Here is a 26,073-nt window from a genome sequence, read left to right as displayed (position 1 = left end):
TACTCTTTACCTATATATGTAATCTCTATAATTTAAACGAATATTATCTATTATATCATTCTTTTTTAAAATCTTTTTCTCTATTCTGCCTATTTTCATAATTCCCATTAAACTATTTGTCAAAAAAGCTCCATCTGAATTTAATAAATCCTTTAAAATAAATTTCCCCTCTAAAACATGACAGTTATCAATAACCCATCTCCTAACCACACCTGGGAGTAAACCTGACTGTATTGAGGGAGTATATATTTTATCTCCTTTAATAAAAAATATATTTGAAATGCTTCCTTCACTTAAATATCCATAATTATTTAAAAATAAAACCTCATCGTGTCCTTCTTTTAAAGCATTTTCTCTTTCTATTGCATTATCTACATAATTCAATGACTTTAAATATGTTACATATGAGTTAGGATTTCTTTTAATTTTACTTACTTTTAATTTGAAACCCTTAATATAATCATCTTCCTTATATGCTATTTCTCTTTTAGTAAAAACTATATTTTTTTCACTAACCGCTAGCTTGATCCCACAGTTTTTGCAATTTAGCTTTTTAATATTCTCTAGGAAATATTCTTCTGAAATTTGTATTTTTATCCCTATTTTTAAAAGACCTCCATTTAATCGCTGCAAGTGCTCCTTTAAAAAAACTGGCTTATCATTAACTAGTATAGTTTCAAAAAGCCCTCTTCCAAAAAAGAAACCACTATCAAGTTCAATTTTACTATCTTCGCCAAGTTCTCCATTAACTACTATCATATCATCACCTCTTATAAAACATTTCACTTTTCCATCATTAAAATATACTTTGGTATCTACTCTTTACTTTAAATTTTAAATTGCACTCTCTAAACTTTTAAATAATGCTCTAGCTTTATCTAATGTCTCTTCATATTCTTCCTTCGGGTCTGACTCCCAAGTTATTCCTCCACCTACTCCTATATAAGCTTTATTATTCTTTATTAGAATAGTTCTAATTACAATATTTAAGTCTACATTATCATCAAACCCTATGTAGCCTATACATCCTGTGTATATATTTCTCCTTACCTTCTCCAATTCATCAATTATCTCCATTGATCGAATTTTAGGTGCACCGGTTATAGACCCGCCTGGAAAACATGCCTTTATACAGTCTATTGAAGTATATTCATCTCTAATCTCACCTTTCACAGTGGCAACTAAGTGATAAACTGTACTATACTCCTCCAACGCAAAAAGCTCTGTAACCTTAACAGAATTTGATTTACATACTCTACTTAAATCATTTCTTTCTAAGTCAACAATCATTAAAAGTTCTGATTTATCCTTCTCACTATTCAAAAGCTCATGCCTATTTTTTATGTCTTCATGTTTGTCTTTTCCTCTTGGTCTTGTTCCCTTTATAGGTCTAGTTTCCACAATTCCATCCTTAATTTGTAGAAATCTTTCTGGAGATGATGATACTATACTAAAACCATCACACTTCATAAAAGCAGCAAAAGGAGCTGGATTTATACTTCTTAGAGCTTTATAAATCTCATAAGGCTCTTTTTCTGTGATGCATGTGAACCTTTGAGTTAAATTTGTTATATAAATGTCTCCATTCTCTATATACTGTCTAACTTTATCTATAGTTCTTATGTAATCCTCCTTTGTAAAATTAGATTCAAACTCAACTTTATCTCCTACATGTTTTGAATATTCTATTTTATTCCCTCTATATATTCTCTGTTTTATACTATTTATACTTTTTTCATGTTCCTGTAAAATCCCCAAAGCTATGACATAAACTTTATTATTAACATGATCTATAACAATAACATTGTCATAAAAATTGAAATAACAATCCGGTATATCCACATCTTCAACTGCTACCTCAGGTAATTTTTCTATACTTCTTCCTAAGTCATAAGAAAAATAACCTATACCCCCACCTATAAAAGGAAGCCCCGTATTATTTTTAAATTTATATTTTTTTGTTATATTTTTCAATTCTTCAAAAGTATTCCCTTCATATTCTTCTTCATTTATAACACATATATTATTTTTTGCTTTAAATGTAATAAAGGAATTTAATCCTATGAAGGAATATTTACCAAGTCTTTTTCTGTCCATTCCACTGTCTAAAAACACACTCTCTTTTTCTTCTTTAAATATAGAATATATACTAAAGGCATCAAGCTCTGTACTTACTTCTTCTATTAAAGGTTTCATCATCTTCTGCACCTCTCTATAAAGTTTCTTAAAATTTCATGTCCATATTCTGTTAACTCTGCTTCTGGATGAAATTGTACTCCTTCAATATCATATTCCTTATGTTTTATTCCCATAATAACTCCTTCTTTTGTCTCACAAGTTACAGAAAGACAAGCAGGCAAACTTTCACGTTCTAGAATTAAAGAATGATACCTTGTAACCTTTAGAGGATTCTTTACATTTTCAAATACCCCTTCTCCTCTATGGTAGACCTGAGATATCTTACCATGCATAGGTCTTTTTCCTTTTACTATTTTCCCTCCAAAAGCATATCCTATAGTCTGATGTCCTAAACATATTCCTAGAATAGGAAGTTTACCTTTAAAATTTTTTATTATATCTATTGAAATTCCAGCCTCCCTGGGCTCCTTAGGTCCTGGTGAAATTACTATTCCCTGCAAATTCATTTTTTCAATATCCTCTATAATAATTTCATCATTTCTATGTACTATAATTTCTTGTCCCAATTCGCGAAAATATCTAACAAGATTATACACAAAAGAATCATAATTATCTATCATCAAAAACATAAAAATCCCCCTTCAGGCTAGCATACACTTTAAAAATTATTTCTATTATATCAAAAGCTTTTAAATTGCCATATATCAAAACTTTCTATATATGTACATTTAGTACCTTTTAATAAAAAGAGTTAGAACTAATTCATTTTATAAACATATCATTTAATAATCAGTGATATAATAAAAATAGGTGATGCAAATATGAACTATATAATATTTGATTTAGAATTCAATCAAGAATACAACTCTAAAAAACGAAATAGAAATAAGGCAAAGGATGTTTGTCCCTTTGAAATAATTCAAATTGGGGCTATTAAACTTGATGAAAATTTTCGCACAATAAAAACTATGGATACTCTAGTAAAGCCAGAGATATATCCTGATCTTAATCCTTTTATCAAGAATCTTACTGGTTTAACAACAGAGAAACTTGAAACTGCAAAACCCTTTAAAGATGCATATGTAGAATTTATTGACTTTTTTCAATGTGAAAGAAATATCTTATGCGTATGGGGAGTTGCAGATATAAAAGAATTATTTAGAAATATGAACTATCATAAATTGGATGCTTCCGTTATTCCTAAGGAGTATATTAACATTCAACACTATACCTCTAAAGAGCTTAATTCTCCAAAAGGAATTAATATCGGACTAAGCAATGCTGTAGACCTGTTAAATATCCCTTCCCAAGATAAATTTCATGATGCTTTTACTGATGCTTACTATACGGCAGAGGTTTTTAAAAAGATTTACACTAGTAAAATAGAACCTAAAATATATAACTTCACTAAACCGCGAAATTCAAATAGATATAAAAAAGAAAAAAATAATATTGATACAGTTGCTTTAATGAACCAATTTGAAAAAATGTTCAATAGACAAATGTCTGAAGAGGAAAAATCGATTATTAAGCTTGCTTATATTATGGGAAAAACAAATCAATTTCAAATTATTCAGACAAATAATGTAGTACCAATTGATGAAAAGGATAATAAAGTACCTAGTAGTTCTACTTGAAACTACTAGGTACTCTATTGATATATTTATAAAAAATTTCTCATAATAAAATAGTTTACTATTATACTTCTTCTAATACTCTTATAGGAATCTTAAATTGAATAGCTTCTTCTATTTGATTTAAATAATATTTATCCTTTGGATCTGCAAAGATGTAGGCGTATCCCTTTTCTCCTACTCTTCCTGTTCTGCCTATGCGATGTATATATGCTTCGGCACTTTCTGGAATATCGTAGCTATATACATGGGTAACACCATTTATATCTAACCCTCTTGATGCTACATCAGTTGCTATTAAATACTGAACTTCGCACTTTTTAAAGGCCTTCATTATCTTTTCCCGCTTTGATTGAAGTATATCTGAATGTAGCTTTTCGCAATTATATCCCTTTTGGTGCAGAGCTAATTCTAAATCATCCACTCTTCTTTTAGTTCTACAAAAGATAATAGCCATAAATGGATTATCTGCATTTAAAACCTTACATAAGTCCTCTTGTTTTCTTCTATCTGTTGTTTCTATTAAAAACTGCTCTATATTTTTAAGAGTAACTTCTTCCTTTTCAATAGCTACTACTTTCGGATCTTTCATGTATTTATAAGCTAATTTTTTAACATCAGAACTCATAGTTGCTGAAAAACAAAGAGTCTGCCTATCTTTTGATGTTTCTTTTATGATAGCTTCTACTTCATTCTTAAAGCCCATTAAAAGCATTTGATCTGCTTCATCTAATACCAAAGTTTTTAACTTATCTAATTTTATTGTCTCTCTCTTTAAATGGTCTAAAAGTCTACCTGGTGTAGCAATAATTAAATGAACATTACCCTTTAACTTTTTTAACTGACCACTTAGATCCTTACCACCATATGCAGCTAGAATATTTAAGTCTTTAGCTTCTTTAAGCTTCATAGCCTCTTCTGTTATCTGTATAGCAAGCTCCCTTGTAGGAGTTACTATTAAACCCTGAATGGTGTTTACTTCGGTAGACATATTATGAAACATTGGAAGTAGAAATGCTAAGGTTTTTCCAGTACCAGTCTGAGCCTCTGCTATAACGTCATTCCCGTCCTTTATAAATGAAATACTCTCTTGTTGAATGGGAGTAGGTTTAGTAATTCCTTGGTTTTTGAGAACACTTAAAATCTCATTACTTAATCCTAGATCTTTAAATTCTATCATATTATTTACCTTTCTATATAAAACATATTTTTATCCATAATTATATTCAAACTATCTAAGTATACCAAAGATTAGCTTTATTAGAAAGCTTTATAACATATTAAATAAAACACTATTTTCTAGGTAAATATGAGTAAATAAATCCTTCTGTAAGTTATGAATTTTATCGTATACAAGTTTATAAGTTGTACATGCTCCTTTTGGTGCTTTAAAATCTCCTGTTATCTTCTCTAATTCTTTTAATATATCTCCTGCTGCATCGTGTTCAGCCTCTGTTTCCTTTATGAATTTGTGTATTTCCTCCAACATTTCTTTATTATTTGTATTTTCAAAGGCTTCGATTAAGGGAAATAACTCTTCTTCTTCCTTTATTAAATGCTCTTCTAGTTCAATTTTTAGATTTCCAAAGAGTCTGTGAACTGTTAATAGTTCTTCCTTGTGACTGCTAAAATGAACCTTTAATATCTTAAACATAAGCATATTAATTTCTCTAAGTTCTTTTTTTGTAAAATCGTGATGTGCTTTTAATATATGTTTAATTACTTCGGTTGGCTTTTCTTTTCTCCAATCCTTATAATAAGCATTAGAACTTATAAATTTATTATATTCATTATTAAGTTTTTCTATAATTAACTCTGAATCTAACCCTTTATCTTTTAACGCTTGCCCTAAGGTATTATATCCTCCACAGCAATAATCTATTTTATATTCATTGAATATCTCACTTGAATCAGGAAATATTGAAACAACTTCACCAAGTTTTAAGTTTGCATTTATTATATTTTCCATTTTTATTTCCTCCCTACTTTTCAAAATATATGACTAATGATTAATGACTAAACTAATAATTCCTAAATTACTTAATAGGCAATAACTATTAAATATTATCTACTTAACAAAAGTCCTGTAATATACAATGCTGCCCTTTTAATATTTTTTATGTTTTCTTCTTGTGGTGAAAATCTTACTCTAATTGGGAATTGTATATCAGTCATGCCTGTAGATTTAATTATTTCTGAGGTACTTAAAACCTTCATGTTAGTTTTATTTAAATAATCTTGAACTACCTCAATAGCTTCTCCACTCCAACCGTAAGAACCGAATGCTCCTCCTATTTTATCTTTTAAATTCACATTTTCAAGCTCTTTTATTATCTCCTCTAAACCGCCAATCATATCTGCATATTTCGTAGAGCTTCCAATAAATAATGCATCTGTTTTTTTTATAGACTTTATAACGTCTTCTTTTAAAGCTTTATTTACATTTATAACTTCAACTGATATATTGCTTTTTTCAAGATTTTCTTGAAGCATAGCCGCAACTCTTTTTGTATTTCCAGTCATAGTAGAATAAAGGATTACTGCACTTTTATGCTTCTCTGTATCCTTGCTCATGTTATTATATAGTTCTATAAATTTATTTACATCTTTCCTTAAAATAAATCCATGAGCGGGAGCTATAGTTTTTATATCTAAATCCTTAATCTTTTTTATCATCTCTTGGACATATATTCTATGAGGATGCATTATTAATGTATAGTATAATTTAAAATCTTCTATTATATCTTCCTTTGTCAAATCACTAAAGTATTCATAGTTTGCTATGTGAGTACTAAATATATCGCAAGGGAATAATATTTTATCTTCCTCGCAATAGGTTATCATCGTCTCTTCAGTATGAAGATATGGTGTTTCTATGAACTTAAGTGTCTTACCACCTATATCTAAAGTATCTCCATTTTTAACTATTAAAAACTCTCTATTATGAAGTTTATACATTTCTTTTAATTCGTAAACAGCTGGCTTTGTACATACTATAACTGCATTCTTAGCCTTTGCTGCTAAAGCCCCAAGTCCTCCAGAGTGATCAGGCTCTGAATGATTTATAACAATATATTGAATTTTATCAAGATCAACTAAATTCTTTAAGTTTTCTACAAACTCTCTTCCAAAGCTTATATCTATGGTATCAATAACTGTTGGTTTTTCTGTCATTAATAAGTAGCTGTTATAAGTAGTCCCTTTAGTTAAAGTTAATCTATGAAATGGTACATCTCTATTATCAATTTTTCCTATCCAATAAATATTTTTGCTAATCATAGTTTTGTTCTCCATCTTAACTCTTCCTCCTTGTATTTGGACATCCTGTTATCTTTGTTTTCTATGATTAAATTTTATCTGTTTTAACACTTTAAAAATATGATTGAAATCACATTCTAAATATTTATCCATGATTCTAAAAATTAAAAACAACTTTTAAGCTAGAGTGTTTACTCTAGTTTAAAAGCTGTTTTTTAACTGGGCTAATGAATAATATACCTTTTATTGTCCATATTCTCTTAAGGCTTTTTCATCCTTTATGACAATTACCCTGGTGCCTTCAAGCTTTATTATTTCTAATTCTTCAAACTTTGTAAGTTTTCTGCTTATGGTTTCTCTTGTGATGCCACAATAGTTTGCCATTTCCTCTCTATTAACAGGTAGTTTTATTTTTAATCCTTCATTGCTATATACTCCATATTTTTCACCAAACTCTAATATCATATATGCAATTCTAACTTCAGCATCGTTAGTAGCAAGATTCTGTGCTAAATTTTCCGTTTCAGTAAGTCTCCTTGTAACCTCTTTGAGTATCTTTAGTGAAATTTCAGGATTATTAAGAATAATATTATGCATATCATCTTTTGTTAATGTACACACTTTAAGCTCCGATATGGCATGTGCATCAAAGTTATATAATTCACTGTCACTAAATAAGTTTAGTTCTCCAAAAAAATCTCCACTACCGAGTATATGAATTATTTGTTCTTTTCCATATTTTGTTACTTTAGATAACTTCACTTTACCTTCATTTAATATATATAAAGTATCAGATACTTCTCCTTCCCGACAAAGCACTTCTCCTCTTTTATAGCTTTTATGCCCTGTCATATTTATAATTTTTATCATTTCATACTCTGAAAGAGCTGAAAATATGGGTACCTTTCTTGTGCAAAGGTCATGAGAACAGTTTCCACAACTACATTCTTTCATAAGCTTACTACCTACTTTCTTTCTTTACTAAAAAGAAGGTTCTAATGCATTAATTAATTATATTTCTTCTTAGAGAACCTCTATAAGAACCTGTTCCACCTAATATATCAATCACTTTATAACCCTTAGCTGCTAATTCATTACATGCCATTGAACTTCTTACTCCTGATCTGCAAATAATATAATATTCATCTGATTTGTTTAAATACTTTTCTGTTTCACTTAAAATATTAGCCATTGGAATATTTTTTGCTTTTGGCAGATGCCCATCCATATATTCATAAGGCTCTCTTATATCTATTAGTTGTATTTTATCTAATAAATTTTCTATTTCTTTAACACTTATTGATTTAAAATTCTCTTTTGCAAGTTCTAAAAACATACTTTTCCTCCTCCATAAACAAAAATACTTATTCTGTAAATTGGAAATTTAAAAGCCTAAATAGAATTAATTCTATTTAGGCTTTTAAATTATTCATTTATTACTTTATTATTTATATTATTTTCTATTTTACTTAGAAAATACTCATATTCTCTAATCTCATGTTTTAGTAATAACAAAAACTCTTTCTAGTGGCTTTAAAAGAAATAAAGTCGATATAAACGTAATTATTCCACTTCCTAAAGATACCTGAAATCCAACTAATAATCTAATAATTAATGCTCTATAATCCAATCCAGCACTTAGAATATAAGGCATATCTATAAGTGTACCACACAAAAATGCTAGTATAAAACCTAAGATTGCTAGTGTATATTCACTTTTAAAATAGTTTTTTAAAAATGAATATATAAGTGCATACTGAGGAAATACCAATAAATATGCTAAACTCCAAAGAGCTATTCCTCGAGTCAACATAATCATAAAGCAAAATACCACTACGGCAAGCCATGCTTCTTTACGTTTAAGATATACTCCATATAATAAAATTATAAAATTTACCCATTCAAAATATAGTATAAAAGATCCAAAAAACTGAATTACATAAAGCAAAGCAGCAAGTATTGCTATTCTCGTCAGTTCTCTAGTACTCATCTTTATTGACCAATATTATTTGTGAATACAAATTCTACTTCATCTTTATCATGCAATCCAAGTGTATCTGCTCCAGGTGCTTCTCCAACCTTCATATTAGTATTTTGACTTGGAGACTTATATCCATACATCCACCATGGTCCCTTATTCATATCAGTGGTCTTAATCCCTTTTAATCCTGTTATAAATCTTCCATATTTAGAAGTTTCCATTTCTACTTGAAATTCTTCTTTATATTGATCTAAAAAAGTACCTAAATTTTCCGCATCCGTTTTATACTTTTTCTTATCAACTAAGATATTGTTAGTGCTGCCATCTTTAATAGTGACTACAATAGTCTTATTTCCTTTTTCTCCACTCATAAAGTTATTAATAACAAAATATCCTACTACCACAACTAAAATAGCTATTATAGCTATACTAACTTTAAACCCATTTTCTCTTTTCATTTGTAATACCTCCTATAAACTAAAAAATTCCTCATAAAGAGGAGCTAATTTAATTCAAATATATTATAATCTCTATATAAAATATTTGCAAATAAACATAGCTAGTTTATATATATATTTTTTGGATTTCAGAAAAAACTATAAACTAGCTACTAAATAAATTGATTACTTATTTTATTTTCTATACAATTGGTGCCAAAAGCAGAATCTCTATATTATCATTATATATTTCATTAAATTGTGATATTGGAAGTGGGTTTCTTCCTCTACCAACCTCTATGGTATAACCTGGTCTTCTAAATTCTTCAATGAACCAATCCTTATACCCAGCATAAGAAGCTATTCCAGAAGTTTGTGATAATACATATCCGCTAGCCTTTGAAAATAACTCTCCAATTCTTCTTGAATCTGGCGGCACTATATTTGAGTAAGTCCAATATATTACTTCTCCTTGACTGTGATATGCTAATGCTAGTCTGAAGTTGTGATTTCTAGTAAAATCCGCTACTGCCTTACTCTCCGGCTCTGACTCTGGTGCTGGCCCTGAGTACCTAGTTGGGCCCGGACCCGTAATTCCGTATTCCTTTTCAGCTTCTTTTGATAAGTTCCATGATGCATCATAATTATGATTTAAATCTACCCCTCTTATATTTGCTTGCCATACCTTTGAAAAATCTGTACTTCCATTATTCCACTGTATAAGTCTTGAATAGTAAGGGTTATCTCTTTCGAGTCCATTGAGAACTAAATCTACTCCATCTGGATTTACCATTGGTATTATATAAATACTACTAGTATTCCATATTTCTCTTATGTCATATCCTCTTATACTTACTCCGTCTACATATGCTTCTGAAAAGTCTTCAATATACTTCATAAGAAGTGGTACTGTAATCCACTCTAATCCATGATGAGCTCCATTATAAAAAACTTGATTTTGTCCATTACCAAGCTTTATATAGTATATATTTTTTCCCAGAACACTCTTACCAGCAACCCCTACTTCTATAAATGGATATCTTGCTTTTAATCCTTGAATATCATTTTCAAGAACTTCATAAGTATAATTAATGTTTGTATCTACGACATCAATTCCATAGGGCACTGTAATTCTTTGACCTATCATTAGATTATTTGGTCTTATACCTGGATTTGCAACAAGTATCCTTCCTACACTAGTATAATGTCTTGCTGCTATAGCATATAGTGTATCTCCTGGTTTTATAGTATAGGTTACATATCCTTGAAAAAACTTTCTTAAAGCGTTATAAGTATTTGTTCCTACTACTCCATCTGGTGTTAGCCAATTATTCCTTTGAAACTGTATCACCGCATCCCTTGTCTGATTTCCAAATACTCCATCTATGGGACCAGGATTATACCCTATCTTTCTTAAAACTGCCTGCAATTTCATGACATCTGAACCATTAGAACCTAATCTTAGTACTCTCATAAAAACCACCTTAATAATAGCTATCATATTACTATATGATTTCAAAGTGGTTTTGTGAATCTTTTACTATTTATTATTTTTATTGTTATCATGGATTACCTGATCAATTACAATAACTAATGCTAGTAAAAATGCTTGATTTTCTCCATCTGCAATTTCCACCCCATAAGTATCTGAAAAAGAAAACCATTTTTTATTTATCCCTGCTACAACTCTCCCATTTTTTAGTATCTGAAAGTCATGAGAAAAAATATCACCCTCCATTTCATATTGTCCAAAGTTACTTTCAATATCAAATTTTGGCTTAAAAAAAGTAAACTCTTTCTTTACTCTAGCTACTGGCTTATCATTTTGATGAATAATATATTCTGGTAAAAGTTTAAACAATTTTTGTTCAATATAAAATAGCTGATTTCCATTTAAATCTTCTAAGGCTAGCTTGTCTCCAAAACTAAACACCTTTCCTCTAACAATGAAAAAGGGCCTCTCATTTTCATCTTTAATTGTAAAATTATCTCCAAAGCTAAAAATTCGTTGACGAATTTTATATCTCATATTTAAAGTTCCTCCTTAAGATATTTTATAGATACTTCAAAATTTTTTCTACTTTCTCTTATAATATGCTTAAAGTAATTCATCCCTTTATTAATATATGTAATTGTAGTAGGCTTTATTGTCCTTTCTCTTCTTTGTTTAGTAATAATTATTTTTGAATCTAAATTAATTGAATTGATAATCTCTTTATACTTAATATTCTTTAACATTTCTATAGTAATCTCTTCACTAAGTTCTTTTACTGAAAAATATTTATCTTTATCATTTTCTTTAAAACATCTATGTATTATTTTCTTTAAACTCTTATCTATATTATCTGGATAATTATCATCTATAAAAACATCTAAAATTGTATAGACATACTTACCTGTTGCCATAAAATACATAATCATTCCTATACTATGCAAATCATTTTGTTTGCTCATTTTCCATAGTCTATGATTTTTCAAACTAGTATTTCTGCTATGAAACATATATAAATCACTTTTTTTATACGTTAGAGTAACCTCTTTATTCTTCATAATAACTATATTTGATGGATTAAGTTCTCTATGTATACAAAAAAAGTCTCCTTTGTGAAATCCTTCTATAATTGTGCATAAGTTTAATATAATTCTATATATCTCGTCAATACTTAAAATGTGTTTATTCATCACATAAGTTTCTAACAATTCCCCCTCTAAACATTGCTTCTCTTCTGAATACCATCTACTATTACTCATACTTCACCTCTTGTATAATTTTGTCGTATATTGCCACATCTGTGTTATACGTATAAGAGATAAAATTTAGAGGGGTATTATATTTATTTATATCTATTTATTTTTAATTCCCCTGAGAATTATTTTGACATAAATATTTTTCTTTTGAAAATTACATAAAAAAGATTAATCCATATGATGCAGCATATAAGTCCTAAAACTACATTAATGAAATACAAAAATCAGACTCTTAAAAATCTACTTTTGTGTAAATTATTTAGTTATATAAAATTTTAGAATCAATGATTTTACTATTCTTCATTCATTAGATTAAACTTATCAAGTATTATAAATACTAAATTTAATACTATTCCTATCATTGTAGCTAATGCCATTCCTTTTAATTCAACTACTCCGATTTGTATTCTTATTCCACTGAGTCCAATTATTAATATTACGGATGTTAATATCAAATTTCTTGACCTTGAAAAGTCTACTTTCTCCTGAATAAAAGTTCTTAATCCTGATGTAGCAATTGTTCCAAAAAGCAACAGTGATATTCCGCCTATAACAGGAATTGGAATACTATTTATAATAGATGATAGTTTTCCTGAGAAAGCAAGAAGAATAGATAAGGCTCCTGCACCCATTACAACATAGGTACTATACACTTTAGTTATAGCCATAACTCCTATATTTTCTCCATAAGTCGTTGTTGGAACAGATCCAAACATACCTGATAAAGCAGTTGATAGCCCATCACCTAATAGTGATCTATGCAATCCTGGATCTTTTGCAAGGTTTCTCCCCATTATACTACTTGTTACAGTAAGATGTCCTATATGCTCTGCTACTACAACGAAGGTAGCTGGTAGTATTATAATAATTGCATTAATATCGAACTTAGCTAGTTGCATGTTAGGAATTACAATCATACTAGCTTTTGCTACTCCATCAAAGTTAATTAATCCCATAGCCCATGATGTAATATATCCAACTACAACACCTATCAATATTGGTATTACTTTTAAAAATCCTCTACATAATACTGAACAAAATACAACTGTTAATAATGTTATCATTGATACTGTAACCCAAGTTGGATTAAATACTTGTGTATTAGCACCTCCTACTGGAAATCCAGCCATATCCGCCGCTGTAGGGGCTAATTCTAAACCTATAATAGTAACTATAGCTCCCATTGATGCTGGCGGAAATACTTTGTTAATCCATTGAATTCCTGTATACTTTACAATTATTCCTACTAAAGCAAAAATTAATCCTGATACTACAAATCCCCCTTGAACATATGAGAAATCATATCCTTGTTCCATCAAAAAAAATGCAGGTGATAAAAAAGCAAAACTTGATCCTAGAAAAGCTGGAATTTTTCTCTTTGTTAAAAACGCATATAGTAATGTACCTATCCCATTAAAAAATAATACAATTGCAGGATCAATCTTAAATAATACAGGTACTAATACCGATGCTCCGAACATAGCAAATAAGTGTTGAAAACTCAAAGGAATAGCCTTTCCTAGTGGCACTTTTTCGTGAACATCTATTATTGCTGTTTCATTTTGTGAATTTTTAATTGACATTGAATTATCTCCTTCTGGTTTCTTAAGAAAAATTTACTTCTTTCTTACAAAACATTATAACTTTATCTTCTCCAAAAGGTTGGAACAATAAGCAATAATCCTTCTCATAATCTTAAATAATAATAAAATTCTAATGTTTTTAATTCCTCCTGCTGTTGACCCTGCACATCCACCAACAAACATTATGACTACCTCTAGGTAAACTTTCAACATTCGTAAGTATACTTGATCCAGTAGTTGTAAGTCCTGAACTTGCTTCAAAAAACTGTCTACTAAAAGTGAAGGAATCATAACTGCTGCTTCACTTACTAGGTTAGCATAGTTTGTTCTACTTATTTTTGTAATAACTTTTTTTACTCCATTTTGTTTTGTTAGCAAGGATGATAAAACATTTTCCTCATCAATTCCTGTTACTGCTATATAAGCATCTATATTATTTATATTTTCAGATAATAAAAATTCTTCATCTGTACCATCAGCATTAATAATAAGTGCCTTTGGAAGAAGCTCAGAAAGTTCCAACCACCTCTGCTTATCTATCTCTATTATTTTTACATTCATTCCTAGTTATAGCAATAGACTAGTCAAATAATAGGCATTCCTTCTCCAACTTTAAGTTGAACCATCTTTACCATACCTTTTGCAAAATACTCTACATTATATATTAAAATAATGAAAAAAATAAAAGCTATGTCTATTAGCTTTGACATAGCTTTTATTTTTATAACTCATCTATTTTTTATTAATCACAAGTATCCTCTGATTTCATTCTCTCTAATTTAAAATTTGACTTTGATAATATCTCAGGCAAAATCTTAACTATTTCATATACTTTATTCTTTTTTTGTTCTGGCAAACTATCCCATGGTACAAGAGCAGGATCTGTCTTTCTCTTGTGATCTTTAACATTACTATATTTCCATCCTGATTTTTTTCTGTGACGGTACCAGCGCATATGCTCATTTTCTGCTAGTATATCTAATTCCTTTTGTGTAAATTCTATAAATTCTGGATTACATTTAACATATACAAGATCATAATTTATTTTAAGCAACGCATTAGGAATATTTTTAGCTTCATGTCGATTAGATTTTTTTAGATCTTCACTTAAATCTTCCCATGGCATTATAAAATCTGCATCTATATCTGTATTATCAGCATTAATCATTCTATACCTTTCGTGAATAGCCATTGCAAGACTTTCAATGCTTTCACTAAAAAATGCGTCATGCATTAAGTGTCGTAGGAATTGCTCTTCATCTACATGAAGTTTTAGCTGTTCTCTAGATGGTAAATCAGATTGTTCCCATTTTCTCGCACTAGTTAACCTACTCATTTCTAGTATGGCTTCCATTGATCTTGATTCATGTTTATATCTCGGTATTTTGAGCATTGCCCTCAATACTCCATTATCAATTTGAGCTTCCTTCTTATCATTTATAAGATGCGGTACTTTACGCTCTAATAATGAACGTAATAGCATTGCTCTTCTAATAATAAATAATTGATCCCATTGTTTATCTGTTTGGTTTGGTCCTAAAATGTCTACATATCCTCTTAAACGACTTACAAAATCTGGGCCTTTTGCCGTCTTAAATTCTAAGAGGAACTTCTTTTTTTCATCTTCATATTCTATATCTTCTCCACGAAAATCTTTGAAAGTAGTACTTGTTCCTCCTGCAAAAACAAAAATAGCTTTTCCAATAGGATGAATGCTATCTCCCTCTCTAAATACTCCGTCTTGCATAGGTGCTAAAAAGTATTTAAGCCATCCTAACTTTCCTTCAAAAGCTGAATCGAATTCATCAAAAAATACTAAAGGCAGCTTTCCATCTAGAACAATATCTCTCACCTTATGAAATGCACTAATTAGATCTAATGGTGTTCTAAATTGAGATAAATTGAAATCTAATTTTCTAATTAGTTCTGGTGCAATTGTAGCAGCTACTTCCGTTACTCCAAAAGATTTTCCCGAACCTGGAGTTCCAAATACAGCAATACAAAGTGGTCTTACTGAATTTTTAGTAGAAATATATTCTAGCATTAGGTTCTTAATACTTCTATAACTTTCTATTTCTGTTCTATCTACAGTTTGTAAATTTCCAAATTGTGCTATTGGTATAAACTTAAGGGCACTTTCTACCCCATTTTTTACAATATCATATGCTATTTCTGCTAAATTAGTAGAGCTTTTATCCTTAAGTATATACCATCGCGAATAAGAATTTATATCAGATAAATCAGGTATTTTTACATCCTGTACCAACTCGTTTTGAACAATATCATTTTCATCATCATTAAATATTTCCCTACTCGGAAATTCATCTTCCTCAACATTTTTACCAAATCCATTTATAAAATATTTCTGAGCAACAGCAATTCCGTCACGTATACCCTCTTCTATTGCTGTAGATAATTCCTCATCCCTGTTGCTTTCTAATGCAATACTGCGAGCAATTCCAGCTACAAAAGAAGATGTGAATCCATACATTTTTCCTTCTATTCTTTTAAATGTTCTTCCTTCAGCGGCAGATGGAAGGAAAAATAACTGTGCTTCAGCTTTATCCTTTTTAGTAGAATAATAAATAGCACCTTCAAGTCCAAAAGCTACAATAAGATGGTGGCACTTTGAAAGAAAATGAAGATTAGGATTATTGTTAATCTGCCACAAGAAATCTTGTGCTGTCTTTTCCCATGAAAGGCTTTTGCTTATATTAACCCCCTTGGATCGTAAATCAGCAGCATTAATTATAACAACAGTCTTATTAATGTGAATTTTTTTTAGATGCTTCCATAAAGGATTTGTTCCAATAGGATTATTCATCTTATACAAAACTATTGGTGATTTTTCAGTTGATTGTATAGCTAAAGGCCAAAATTCCTTATTAGAATTAAATCCATTATCTTCATCATCTATTATAACTATATCTGCATTAACATCATCATTAATTATAGGAAGTAATTTTGGAGCTCCTGATGAAGGGCCAGTGAATCCTAGAAAGCGCTTAACTCTATATACTTTATCACTAGTTTTTTTATTTCCATAGACTGAAAATAACTCTAATTCTGCAGTAGATTTTAAAAAATCTTTTGATAAATTACACTCTATGTCTTCTATTATAGGAGAAATTACTGGAACTCCTGTAGCTAAAGCCACTAGTTTTGCTAGAAGTAACGATTCTCCTGGTTTCAAAACACTATGCATGTTTGAATGTTTTTGCCAATTTAAACCTCTATCTATCTTAGGTTCAGTAACCCATTGTAAGAAGCTTATGCATATATCACCTGATACAACTATCTTTAAATTTTTATCATCCATTATGTACACCCCTTTATATGAAACTATAACATTTATCTATACATATCTATAGTAATACAGCTAAATGTTATCAAGTGTTTTTGCTTTTTATAATCATTTTAACTTAATTTTTTAAAAATGAGAACAATATTTATATATTAATTGATAAATTCTAAATAAATCTATTATATATTTGAAAAAAATAAAGAGTAACAACCTAATTCTAGGTATGCTACTCTTTATTCATCATATTCCTTCTCTAATTAATGGCATGCTCATACATCTTGGTCCTCCACGCCCTCTTGAAAGCTCATATGATTGGAATTCCAGAACTTCTATATTATTTCTTCTCAATGCATCATTTGTTATATAATTGCGATCATAGCAAACTACTTTTCCTGGAGAAATTGCAAGAGTATTACTTCCATCGCTCCACTGCTCTCTGCTAGCTGCTATTGGATCTCCATCTCCACATCTTATTAACTTTACTTCTGGTAAATTCAAATATCTTTTTAATATTGATGATAATTCCTCGTGTTCATAAGTGATTCTAATTTGTTTATCTTTACCCTTTGTTATACTGTAGACATCTAAAGGCTCCTCAATTCCTGGATATATACTAAACTTATCATAATCTACCATAGTAAATACTGTATCTAGATGCATATATGCTCTAGTTTTTGGAATATCAAAAGCAAGAATAACTTCAAATGATTCTTCTTCTGCATTAAAGATATTTTTTGCTAATTTTTCAATAGCTACAGGCTCTGTTCTATCACTTATTCCTATAGCTAAGATTTTAGGAGAAAGAACTAAAATATCTCCTCCTTCAATAGAATGAGCTTTATCTCTATTATACCATCTCTTTACACCTTTAAATCTTGGATGATAATTAAAGATATACTTAGCAAACAAAGTCTCTCTGTTTCTAGTTACATTTGACATAACATTTAGAGAAATTCCTTTTCCAATTGAAGCAAAGGGATCTCTTTGAAAATAAAGGTTTGGAATAGGGTCTAGATAAAATGGGTAAGGTTTTTTCACCATATCCCCTAACGATCTTGCCTTAATATGTTTAAGCTCTTCTTTACGAACTCCAGCTATACATTTTCTTATAAGTTCATTTGGAGAGCAAGAACTAAACAACTCTAAAAGAGCTTCCTGTAGTCCCTTTGTAGTAGCTCTTCCCTCCTCCATAAACTCCATTAAAAATTCCTGCCTGACTTTCGGATTCTTTAAAACTTCTGCCATCAGATCTGTTAAATAAAGAATCTCCACACCTTCTTTTCTTAATATCTCAGCAAATTCATTATGTTCTTTACGGGCCTGTTTTAGATAAGCAATTTCGTCAAATAAAAGCCTTCTTAAATAACCAGGTACTATATTTTCAATTTCTTCTCCTGGACTATGAAGTAATACAGATTTTAATTTCCCTATTTCATTATATACAGAAATATTTGAACTAGAGTCCATAGTTATTCATCCTTTCTTTATGATTACTCTAACTTTTAGTATATATACTTAAAGTAATTCTTCTAAAACAGGGCTAGTCTTTTTCCACTGTCTCTTTGTATAAAGCACCCTATAATTACTGGTTTTTATCTGATTAGATATATATTTTATTATGCTTTCAATTTCTTCTTTATTTATAGCATGAATCATTCCATAGATATTATATTCCCAACCTTTAACTGGCTTTCTTTCATAGATATGACTAATATTTGAAATTTGTCTCATTACGTCTGTAATATCTTTTTTACTTTCCTCATCTACTTTCCATACGGTCATAGCATTGAACTTGTAGTTAGTCTTATTATGATCAAGAATACCTGAAATCCTTTTTATATATCCCATATCCTGTAGTTCCTTTATTCTTGAAAATAAAGTATTTATGGGTATTTTTAATTTTCCAGCAATATCCCCATAAGGGTTCTTGCATATAGGAATATTCTTTGATAGCTCTATTAATATTTCTTTATCTAGTCTATCCAAAATTTAACACCTTATTTCTTTATAGATTAAAGTACACATATGTCTTATATTTTGTACTGCTAGGTAAATTCACAGATTCTTCAATGTATAAACTTACTTTAGCAATAATTTCTTTTAATATATTATCTAGTTTTTTTTCTGTTGAAGCCATTAAAGTAAACCAGATATTATATTCATCTTCTCTCTCGTAATTATGAGTAACAGCATTATATTCATTTATAATAGAAACTGTCTCTTCTAAATATTCTTTTTTTACCTTCAAAGCTACAAGTGTACTAGTCGCACCTATTTTATTAACATCTACTATTCCACCTATTCGTCTTACATACTTCTCTTTCTTTAATCTTTTAATACAATCAATAACTTCCTCTTCTTCTAAGTTCAGTTTTTTAGCTATTGTTAAAAAGGGGCGTTCTTCTAAGGGTATACCTTTTTGTATCTCATTTAATATCATTTTTTCTGTTTCTTTCATGTTATCTCCTTTAAAGCTTTAAGCTCCACATATTGAACATATAGGATCTTCTGCAAAATAATCTCCTGTTGTTTTATAGGCTCTAGCTCTACATCCACCACATATAGAAATATGCTCACACTTTCCACACTCTCCACTATAGGATTTATAATCTCTTAGTTTATTAAATATTTCATTGTTGTTCCATATATCATAAAAAGATTTCTCTTTAACATTATCCACCTTTACTTGCAGATAAGGACATATGTTAACATCACCATTTGGAAGAATGCAACAATAATCTATACCTGCAATGCATCCCCTAGTAAAACGCATATTAATACCCTTCTTTTTAGCTCTTACCATAAACTGAGGAGCACATGTTGGTTTTAATTCTATATCTATGTCTAACTGTTTATCTAAAATATCATCTATAAGATTCATATATTCTTGTTCTTGTAGTGCTTTAGCTCCTATATTCTTCCCTCTTCCCACTTCTACTAAAAAGAAAGGGTGCATAGATGTTGCTCCTTTTTCTTTAGCAAACTCTATTATATCTAGGATTTCATCTTTATTATCTTTTGTAACAGTACAATTTATTTGAACTCTTATATTTTCCTTTAGACAATTCTCTATTCCTTTTAATGCATTCCTAAAACTTCCCTTTGTTTGTCTAAATTCATCATGCTTATCTTCTTGTGTACTATCAATACTTATTCCAACCCCATTTATTCCTGCTTTTTTTAAATCCTTTGCTACTTCTTCTGTAATAAGGGTTCCGTTAGTTCCAAGGACAGGGATTAGTCCCTGCTTTCTTGCAAAGGATATAAGATGAAATAAATCCTTTCTTACTAATGGTTCTCCCCCACTTAAAATTAATATTTTAAAACCTGATTTAGCTATCTCTTTTATCAGTTTTTCTCCTTCTCCTGTAGTCAGTTCTTCTTTATAATCCTTAAATTCAGAATCTCTATAACAATGTTTACAATATAAATTACACTTTTTTGTTACATTCCATGAAATTATCATATTTCACCCTCCATTAAATAACACCCCGGGTCTTCTGACCATATATCTTCGTTAACACTGTATGCCCTTGCTCTTAAATTTCCGTTACATATCTGAAGCCACTTACAATAATTACACTTACCTTTTAATTGTGCTTTTCTATCTCTAAGAGAATTCAGCACTCTATTATCTCCATGCCAAATCTCCTGAAAGCTTTGATTCTTTAAATTACCCAACTTTAAAAATCTAGTAAATTGATCAGGATAAACATTGCCCATCCAGTCTATATTAACAAGAGCCATTCCTGATCTATTCCCTCCATTAATTTTCAATAGTTCTAGAACTTTATTTGCTTTTTCATTATCTTCTTTAAGTAGCTTCAAATATAAATAGGGAGCATCTGTATGATTATCAACAGTGAGTATTTCTTTTTCTGTATTTATTTCTTTATCTTTGCAATATGTATATAAATAGTCCATAACTTTTCTTGTTTCATCTGAGGATAGCATTTGATTTTGTATTTCTTTTCCTCTACCTTGTGGAACTAGATGATAGAAACATATTCTTTTTATGTCCATTTCATCCATAAGACTTAAAATATAAGGAACTCTATGAAAGTTATTTTTTTGAAGAGTAAATCTAAGTCCAACCTTTTGATTAGAATCTTTACAATTATTAATTGCCTTTATTGAACTAGAAAAAGCTCCTTTAACTCCTCTAAATTTATCATTAATTTCTTCACTTCCATCTATACTTATTCCTACATAACCTACTCCAAGTTTCTTTAATAATTTAGCCGTAATCTCATCAATTAGACTTCCATTAGTTGATATACTCACATTTATACCTTTATCTCTTATATATTCTATTATAGTGAATATATCTTTTCTCATAAGAGGTTCTCCACCTGATAATAGGATTACAGGAACCTTTTCTAAAGCTAATTCATCTACTATTCTTTTTACTTCTTCCAAAGATAACATTTCTTCTTTTTCTTCAAAACTTCCAGAATTAGAGTAACAATGTTCACATTTATAATTACATTTATGGGTTATATTCCATACAACAACAGGCCCATTTCCTTTTTTAACTCCTGTTGTACTTTTCTCGCACTCCTTATGATACCTTATAGAGTCTTCTTCTATATTTAAAGATAATAATTTTGTAATATCCAGCATGCGTATCTCTCCTCTATAAACTTATAACTTAGATTATAGTCAATAAATCACTTTTATATTCAGTTTCATAAATTTATCCTTAAAACTAAAAAATCCAGTAGTTCTACATTAGTAGAACTACTGGATTTTATTACATATACATATGCTCTTCTTTTAATACACCTTTATCCATTGATAAAATTCTATCTGCCACCTGAGTTGCAAAAGTCATATCATGGGTGATTATTAAAACTGTCATAGATTTTTCCTTACTTAATTTTCTTATAAGATTTGCTACATCACCAGACATACTTGGATCTAGTGCAGAGGTAGGTTCGTCAAAACATATCAGTTTAGGTTCCATAGCAAGAGCACGCCCTATAGCAACTCTTTGCTTTTGTCCTCCTGAAAGTTCACATGGATAGTTACTTTGCTTATCTTCAAGTCCTAAAAAGCTTAATATCTCTTTAGCCTTTTTTTCTGCCTCTTCCTTTTGAATACCTAGTACAACTCTTGGTGCTTCCACAATATTTTCTAAAACACTCATATGTGGAAATAAATTAAAGCTTTGAAACACTAATCCTATATCTTTTCTTATATTTACTTCCTCATTTTTTGATGCTAATTTTCCCTCTTTATATAAGTGCTTTCCATTTATCATAATAGAGCCATTATCAGGATTGGTAAGCCCACTAATACATCTAAGAAGAGTTGTCTTTCCACCACCAGAAGGACCTACTACAACAGTAATTTCTCCTTCCTTAATTTCAAGATTTACACCTTTTAGAACTTTATTTTTATTAAAGTGTTTTTCTAATCCCTCTACTTTAAGCATTGTTGCCCTCCTATTGATAATAGCTATATTTCTTTTCTATAAGCTTAAATAATTCTGTAAATATGGCAATCAAAATTAGATATACTATTCCAACTACTAAATAAGGTACCAAAGAAACATCTCTATTTGATGCTATCTTTGCAAACTTTAAAAGTTCGTCAAGTCCAACTGCATATACTAGTGCAGTATCCTTTACAAGAGTAGTAACTTCATTAGCTACTGCTGGTAATATTCTTTTAGTAGCTTGTGGGAGTATAATTCTAAAGAAAGTATATCTCTGTGAAAACCCAAGTACTTTAGCTCCTTCATATTGCCCTTCATCTATTGAGGATATTCCTGCTCTAAATATTTCTGCAAAATATGCTGCATAGTTCAATGTAAAGGCAAATATTGTAGCTGGAAATCTATCAAGATTTATTCTTACGTTAGGTAATCCGTAGTATATAAATAAAATTTGCAAAAGAAGAGGAGTTCCTCTCATAATTAACACATAAAATCCTGTTACTTTGCTTAATATTTCATTCTTAGATATTCTTCCTACTGAAACTAATATTCCAAGTGGTATTGAAAGTACCAAAGTTAGTATAAACACCTGTAACGTTACTTTAAGCCCCTCAAATACCTGGGGTAACAGGCTAGTTATATAATCCATGAAAATCCTCCTCTATAAAATGCTTATTTAAATATGTCTTCTCCAAACCATTTTTCAGATATAGCTTTAGCAGTTCCGTCTTTCTTCATATCATCTAAAGCTTTGTTAAGTTTTTCTAATAATTCTTTATCATCTTTTCTTACACCAACACCATAAGTTTCGCTACCAAAATCATCTTTTAATATTTTATACTTTTCTGCACCTTTTTTGCTTATATAATATCTTACTAAAATTTCATCAGCTACTACTGCATCTATTCTTCCTGCCTCTAAGTCCATTAAAGCTTCGTTATTACTTTCAAAAGTATAAACCTTACCATCTTTAAAGCTCTTTAAAAGATCAGCTTCTTTACTTACTGCATCTACTGCACTTGATCCATTTTGCGCTCCTACTTTTGCATCTTTTAAGTCAGCTTTATTATTTATCTTTGAATCTGCAAGAGTTATTATCGCTTGTCTATTGTCTAAGTACGGTCTTGCAAAGTTTACTTTTTCTTTTCTTTCCTCAGTTATTGTATAACCATTCCATATCATATCTATTTTACCAGAATTTAGTTCTGTTTCTTTCATAGACCAATCTATAGGTTGAAATATGATTTCTGTTTCTATTTTCTTAGATACTTCCTTAGCAAGTTCTATATCAAAACCTACAACTTCACCCTTTTCATCTTTAAATCCCATTGGAACAAAAGTATCATCGAAACCAAGCACAAGTTTTTTCTTTGCTGCTGTCTCTTTTGTAGTGCTACTGCAGCCCACAAATCCTAATGAAGTTACCCCAACAATTCCTAGTGCTATTATACTTTTTACTAATTTGTTCATATTTTTACCCCCTATTTATTTACATAATTATTTATTTTACGAGTTAACTTTTATACATAATACTTTATCACACTAAAGTATTGAAGTCAATAGATTTTTATGAACTTTAAAAAATTGTTAATAATTCTCGTAATTTAATTAGAGGATATAAATCTTTCTATTCTCTTTAACGCTTCTATTATATTTTCCATTGAGGATGCATAGCAAGCTCTTATAAAGCCCTCTCCACATTCTCCAAAGGCATTACCTGGAACTGCTAATACTTTTTCTGACATAAGTAACTTTTCACAGAATTCATCTGAGGTCATTCCTGTAGACTTTATAGATGGAAAAACGTAGAAGGCACCTTTAGGCTCAAAACATTCTAGTCCCATTTTCTGAAATCCATTCACTAATACTCTTCTTCTTCTATTGTATTCTCTAACCATTTCCTCTACAGCATCATCTCCACTCTTTAACGCTTCAATAGCAGCATATTGAGCTATTGTAGGTGAACACATAATAGCATATTGGTGAATTTTCTTCATAGCTTCTATTAATACTGGATGTGCACAAACATATCCGAGCCTCCAGCCTGTCATAGCAAAAGCCTTTGAAAATCCGTTGATCACTATAGTCTTATCCTTCATTTCTGGAAAGCTTGCTATAGATACATGTTGTCCTTCATATGTTAATTCAGAGTATATTTCATCTGATAAAACTATTATATCCTTATCCTTAAGCACCTCAACAATAGCTGCAAGCTCATCTCTTGTCATAGTAGCTCCTGTTGGATTATTTGGAAAAGGTACTATAACCACTTTTGTTCTAGGAGTGATTGCACTTTCTAAAAGCTCAGGAGTAAGCTTAAACTCATCCTCTGCTCTAAGCTTTAAAGTTACTGGAGTTCCTCCTGTAAAAGCAGTACAGCCCTTGTATGCAACAAAGCTTGGTTCTGGAATGATTACCTCATCACCCTCACCAATCAAAGCTCTAAGCGCTATATCAATCCCTTCACTTCCACCTACAGTCACAATAATCTGCTCATTAGGATCGTATTCTAAACTATACTTTCTCTTTAAATAATTAGAGATTTCTTCACGAAGCTCAATAAGTCCCGCATTTGATGAGTAGTGAGTGTGTCCATTCTCTAAAGAATATATGCCAGCTTCTGTTATATTCCAAGGGGTAAGAAAATCTGGTTCTCCAACCCCAAGAGATATAACATCTTTCATCTCATTTAACATATCGAAATATTTTCTTATTCCTGAGGGCGGCATATTACTAACCCTAGGTAAAATCATATTTTCTATCTTCATATAAATATAGCCTCCCTATCATCCCTCGGTTCACTTTCAAATATAGTGCCTTTATCTTTATACTTTTTAAGTATAAAGTGTGTTCCAGTACTTAAGACTCCTTCTTGTACTGCTAACTTTTGTGATACAAAGAATGCTACATCCTTCATTGTTTTGCCTTCAACAATAACTGTTAAGTCAAAACCACCAGACATTAAATAGCAAGCCTTTACTTCTGAAAATTTATAAATTCTTTCTGCAACCTTATCGAAGCCTTCTCCTCTCTGCGGAGTTATTTTCACCTCAATTAAAGCTGTCACATTATCTTTACTTGTATTTTCCCAATTTATTAAAGTAGTATAGCCTAAAATCACATTCTCTTTCTCATACTTTTTTATAGCTGCTTCTACTTCTTCTACACTTTTTCCTGTCATAGTAGCTATGTCTTCAATACTATATCTACTATCTTTTTCTAAGATTTCAAGAATTTCTTCCATAATATACTACCTCCTATTTTTTAAGTTACAACACAAAAAATCCCCCATCCCATAAAGGGACGAAGGAGTATTCGCGGTACCACCCTAGTTAGTGTCATGAAACACTCTCTCGATTTAGAACTAAATGTTCTATTCCTCTGTAACGTGAGGGCACGTCTGTCTCTATTGTAAGAATTAGAATACTAATTCTTCTTTCTCGATAAGAAACTCAAGGGCTGCTTTCTACAAAGTCTAAATATCGTGCTTTCACCATTCATCGACTCGCTTTAAATTAAATCTTTATGTACTCTTCCCTGTCATAGTTT

At 30.2% G+C, this 26,073-nt stretch carries 28 protein-coding genes and 1 other annotated feature (1 of these 29 only partly in view); of the genes, 1 reads left to right on the top strand and 27 read right to left on the bottom strand.

Translation table 11 applies throughout. The features are described 5' to 3' along the window. Positions 1 to 6 precede the first annotated feature (6 nt). From ACX0KU_RS10390 to ACX0KU_RS10380, 3 genes are all read right to left on the bottom strand, one after another. Entirely contained in the window at positions 7 to 759 is a 753-nt protein-coding gene (locus ACX0KU_RS10390) for an aminotransferase class IV (RefSeq protein ID WP_472989818.1), read from the bottom strand. Between the two features lie 75 nt (positions 760 to 834). Then, positions 835 to 2,196: an aminodeoxychorismate synthase component I gene (gene pabB, locus ACX0KU_RS10385; RefSeq protein WP_472992436.1), complete on the bottom strand. Its 1,362-nt coding sequence runs from the start codon at positions 2,194 to 2,196 to the stop codon at positions 835 to 837. Then, positions 2,196 to 2,768, bottom strand: a complete 573-nt coding sequence (locus ACX0KU_RS10380; RefSeq protein ID WP_472989817.1) for an anthranilate synthase component II — start codon at positions 2,766 to 2,768, stop codon at positions 2,196 to 2,198. Before ACX0KU_RS10380 ends, pabB begins: the two co-directional genes overlap by 1 nt. A 192-nt stretch (positions 2,769 to 2,960) precedes the next feature. Here ACX0KU_RS10380 and ACX0KU_RS10375 point away from each other — a divergent pair, with 192 nt between their 5' ends. Continuing rightward, on the top strand, positions 2,961 to 3,776 hold the full coding sequence (locus tag ACX0KU_RS10375) for a 3'-5' exonuclease (RefSeq protein ID WP_472989816.1): 816 nt from the start codon (positions 2,961 to 2,963) through the stop codon (positions 3,774 to 3,776). A gap of 61 nt (positions 3,777 to 3,837) precedes the next feature. On the opposite strand, the gene ACX0KU_RS10370 is transcribed toward ACX0KU_RS10375, so the two are convergent. The 24 genes from ACX0KU_RS10370 to ACX0KU_RS10255 form a co-directional block, all read right to left on the bottom strand. Then, entirely contained in the window at positions 3,838 to 4,953 is a 1,116-nt protein-coding gene (locus tag ACX0KU_RS10370) for a DEAD/DEAH box helicase (protein WP_472989815.1), read from the bottom strand. Positions 4,954 to 5,043: 90 nt separating this feature from the next. Beyond that, on the bottom strand, positions 5,044 to 5,742 hold the full coding sequence (gene ric, locus ACX0KU_RS10365) for an iron-sulfur cluster repair di-iron protein (RefSeq protein ID WP_472989814.1): 699 nt from the start codon (positions 5,740 to 5,742) through the stop codon (positions 5,044 to 5,046). A gap of 95 nt (positions 5,743 to 5,837) precedes the next feature. Next, positions 5,838 to 7,067 (bottom strand): FprA family A-type flavoprotein, encoded by a 1,230-nt coding sequence (locus tag ACX0KU_RS10360; protein ID WP_472989812.1) that lies wholly within the window; start codon positions 7,065 to 7,067, stop codon positions 5,838 to 5,840. A gap of 207 nt (positions 7,068 to 7,274) precedes the next feature. Beyond that, on the bottom strand, positions 7,275 to 7,985 hold the full coding sequence (locus tag ACX0KU_RS10355) for a Crp/Fnr family transcriptional regulator (protein WP_472989810.1): 711 nt from the start codon (positions 7,983 to 7,985) through the stop codon (positions 7,275 to 7,277). Positions 7,986 to 8,034: 49 nt separating this feature from the next. After that, the gene (locus tag ACX0KU_RS10350) at positions 8,035 to 8,367 is read right to left on the bottom strand and encodes a rhodanese-like domain-containing protein (RefSeq protein WP_472989809.1); all 333 of its coding nucleotides are present in this window, start codon (positions 8,365 to 8,367) and stop codon (positions 8,035 to 8,037) included. Positions 8,368 to 8,526: 159 nt separating this feature from the next. Continuing rightward, complete coding sequence (locus ACX0KU_RS10345; protein WP_472989807.1) at positions 8,527 to 9,021, bottom strand: hypothetical protein; 495 nt, start codon at positions 9,019 to 9,021, stop codon at positions 8,527 to 8,529. 2 nt (positions 9,022 to 9,023) lie between these two features. After that, positions 9,024 to 9,470: a hypothetical protein gene (locus tag ACX0KU_RS10340; protein ID WP_472989806.1), complete on the bottom strand. Its 447-nt coding sequence runs from the start codon at positions 9,468 to 9,470 to the stop codon at positions 9,024 to 9,026. 181 nt (positions 9,471 to 9,651) lie between these two features. Then, complete coding sequence (locus tag ACX0KU_RS10335; protein WP_472989805.1) at positions 9,652 to 10,923, bottom strand: M14 family zinc carboxypeptidase; 1,272 nt, start codon at positions 10,921 to 10,923, stop codon at positions 9,652 to 9,654. A 66-nt stretch (positions 10,924 to 10,989) separates the two neighbouring features. Continuing rightward, positions 10,990 to 11,478, bottom strand: coding sequence for an LURP-one-related/scramblase family protein (locus ACX0KU_RS10330; protein ID WP_472989804.1), 489 nt, complete (start codon positions 11,476 to 11,478; stop codon positions 10,990 to 10,992). A gap of 2 nt (positions 11,479 to 11,480) precedes the next feature. Continuing rightward, positions 11,481 to 12,200, bottom strand: coding sequence for a protein kinase family protein (locus ACX0KU_RS10325; protein ID WP_472989803.1), 720 nt, complete (start codon positions 12,198 to 12,200; stop codon positions 11,481 to 11,483). Positions 12,201 to 12,490: 290 nt separating this feature from the next. Continuing rightward, the gene (gene uraA / locus ACX0KU_RS10320) at positions 12,491 to 13,780 is read right to left on the bottom strand and encodes a uracil permease (protein WP_472989802.1); all 1,290 of its coding nucleotides are present in this window, start codon (positions 13,778 to 13,780) and stop codon (positions 12,491 to 12,493) included. 54 nt (positions 13,781 to 13,834) lie between these two features. Then, positions 13,835 to 14,341, bottom strand: a complete 507-nt coding sequence (locus ACX0KU_RS10315) for an NAD-binding protein (RefSeq protein ID WP_472989801.1) — start codon at positions 14,339 to 14,341, stop codon at positions 13,835 to 13,837. A gap of 23 nt (positions 14,342 to 14,364) precedes the next feature. Continuing rightward, the gene (locus ACX0KU_RS10310) at positions 14,365 to 14,490 is read right to left on the bottom strand and encodes a hypothetical protein (RefSeq protein ID WP_472989800.1); all 126 of its coding nucleotides are present in this window, start codon (positions 14,488 to 14,490) and stop codon (positions 14,365 to 14,367) included. A 32-nt stretch (positions 14,491 to 14,522) separates the two neighbouring features. Continuing rightward, on the bottom strand, positions 14,523 to 17,099 hold the full coding sequence (locus ACX0KU_RS10305; protein ID WP_472989799.1) for a RyR domain-containing protein: 2,577 nt from the start codon (positions 17,097 to 17,099) through the stop codon (positions 14,523 to 14,525). Between the two features lie 225 nt (positions 17,100 to 17,324). After that, positions 17,325 to 18,551 (bottom strand): arginine deiminase, encoded by a 1,227-nt coding sequence (gene arcA, locus ACX0KU_RS10300; protein ID WP_472989798.1) that lies wholly within the window; start codon positions 18,549 to 18,551, stop codon positions 17,325 to 17,327. A gap of 48 nt (positions 18,552 to 18,599) precedes the next feature. Next, positions 18,600 to 19,070: a siroheme decarboxylase subunit beta gene (gene ahbB, locus ACX0KU_RS10295; RefSeq protein WP_472989797.1), complete on the bottom strand. Its 471-nt coding sequence runs from the start codon at positions 19,068 to 19,070 to the stop codon at positions 18,600 to 18,602. A 19-nt stretch (positions 19,071 to 19,089) separates the two neighbouring features. Next, on the bottom strand, positions 19,090 to 19,542 hold the full coding sequence (gene ahbA, locus ACX0KU_RS10290) for a siroheme decarboxylase subunit alpha (protein ID WP_472989796.1): 453 nt from the start codon (positions 19,540 to 19,542) through the stop codon (positions 19,090 to 19,092). A gap of 18 nt (positions 19,543 to 19,560) precedes the next feature. Continuing rightward, a complete protein-coding gene (locus tag ACX0KU_RS10285) occupies positions 19,561 to 20,550 on the bottom strand; it encodes a radical SAM protein (RefSeq protein ID WP_472989795.1) in 990 nt (329 codons plus the stop codon). Beyond that, the gene (locus ACX0KU_RS10280; RefSeq protein WP_472989794.1) at positions 20,547 to 21,707 is read right to left on the bottom strand and encodes a radical SAM protein; all 1,161 of its coding nucleotides are present in this window, start codon (positions 21,705 to 21,707) and stop codon (positions 20,547 to 20,549) included. The genes ACX0KU_RS10285 and ACX0KU_RS10280 overlap by 4 nt, the downstream gene beginning before the upstream one ends. Positions 21,708 to 21,837: 130 nt before the next feature. After that, positions 21,838 to 22,521, bottom strand: coding sequence for an amino acid ABC transporter ATP-binding protein (locus tag ACX0KU_RS10275; protein ID WP_472989793.1), 684 nt, complete (start codon positions 22,519 to 22,521; stop codon positions 21,838 to 21,840). Positions 22,522 to 22,531: 10 nt separating this feature from the next. Next, positions 22,532 to 23,173, bottom strand: a complete 642-nt coding sequence (locus ACX0KU_RS10270; RefSeq protein WP_472989792.1) for an amino acid ABC transporter permease — start codon at positions 23,171 to 23,173, stop codon at positions 22,532 to 22,534. A gap of 23 nt (positions 23,174 to 23,196) precedes the next feature. Beyond that, complete coding sequence (locus tag ACX0KU_RS10265; protein WP_472989791.1) at positions 23,197 to 23,994, bottom strand: amino acid ABC transporter substrate-binding protein; 798 nt, start codon at positions 23,992 to 23,994, stop codon at positions 23,197 to 23,199. A 134-nt stretch (positions 23,995 to 24,128) separates the two neighbouring features. Continuing rightward, complete coding sequence (locus ACX0KU_RS10260) at positions 24,129 to 25,292, bottom strand: aminotransferase class I/II-fold pyridoxal phosphate-dependent enzyme (protein ID WP_472989789.1); 1,164 nt, start codon at positions 25,290 to 25,292, stop codon at positions 24,129 to 24,131. After that, positions 25,289 to 25,768 (bottom strand): Lrp/AsnC family transcriptional regulator, encoded by a 480-nt coding sequence (locus ACX0KU_RS10255; RefSeq protein ID WP_472989788.1) that lies wholly within the window; start codon positions 25,766 to 25,768, stop codon positions 25,289 to 25,291. Before ACX0KU_RS10255 ends, ACX0KU_RS10260 begins: the two co-directional genes overlap by 4 nt. A gap of 52 nt (positions 25,769 to 25,820) precedes the next feature. Further along, positions 25,821 to 26,073: a binding site (T-box leader), on the bottom strand (it continues 4 nt past the right edge of the window).

It is taken from the genome of Clostridium sp. X (assembly GCF_055755365.1).
The sequence above is the reverse complement of the archived record's forward strand: the minus strand, read 5'-3'. Positions and strand labels throughout refer to the sequence as shown.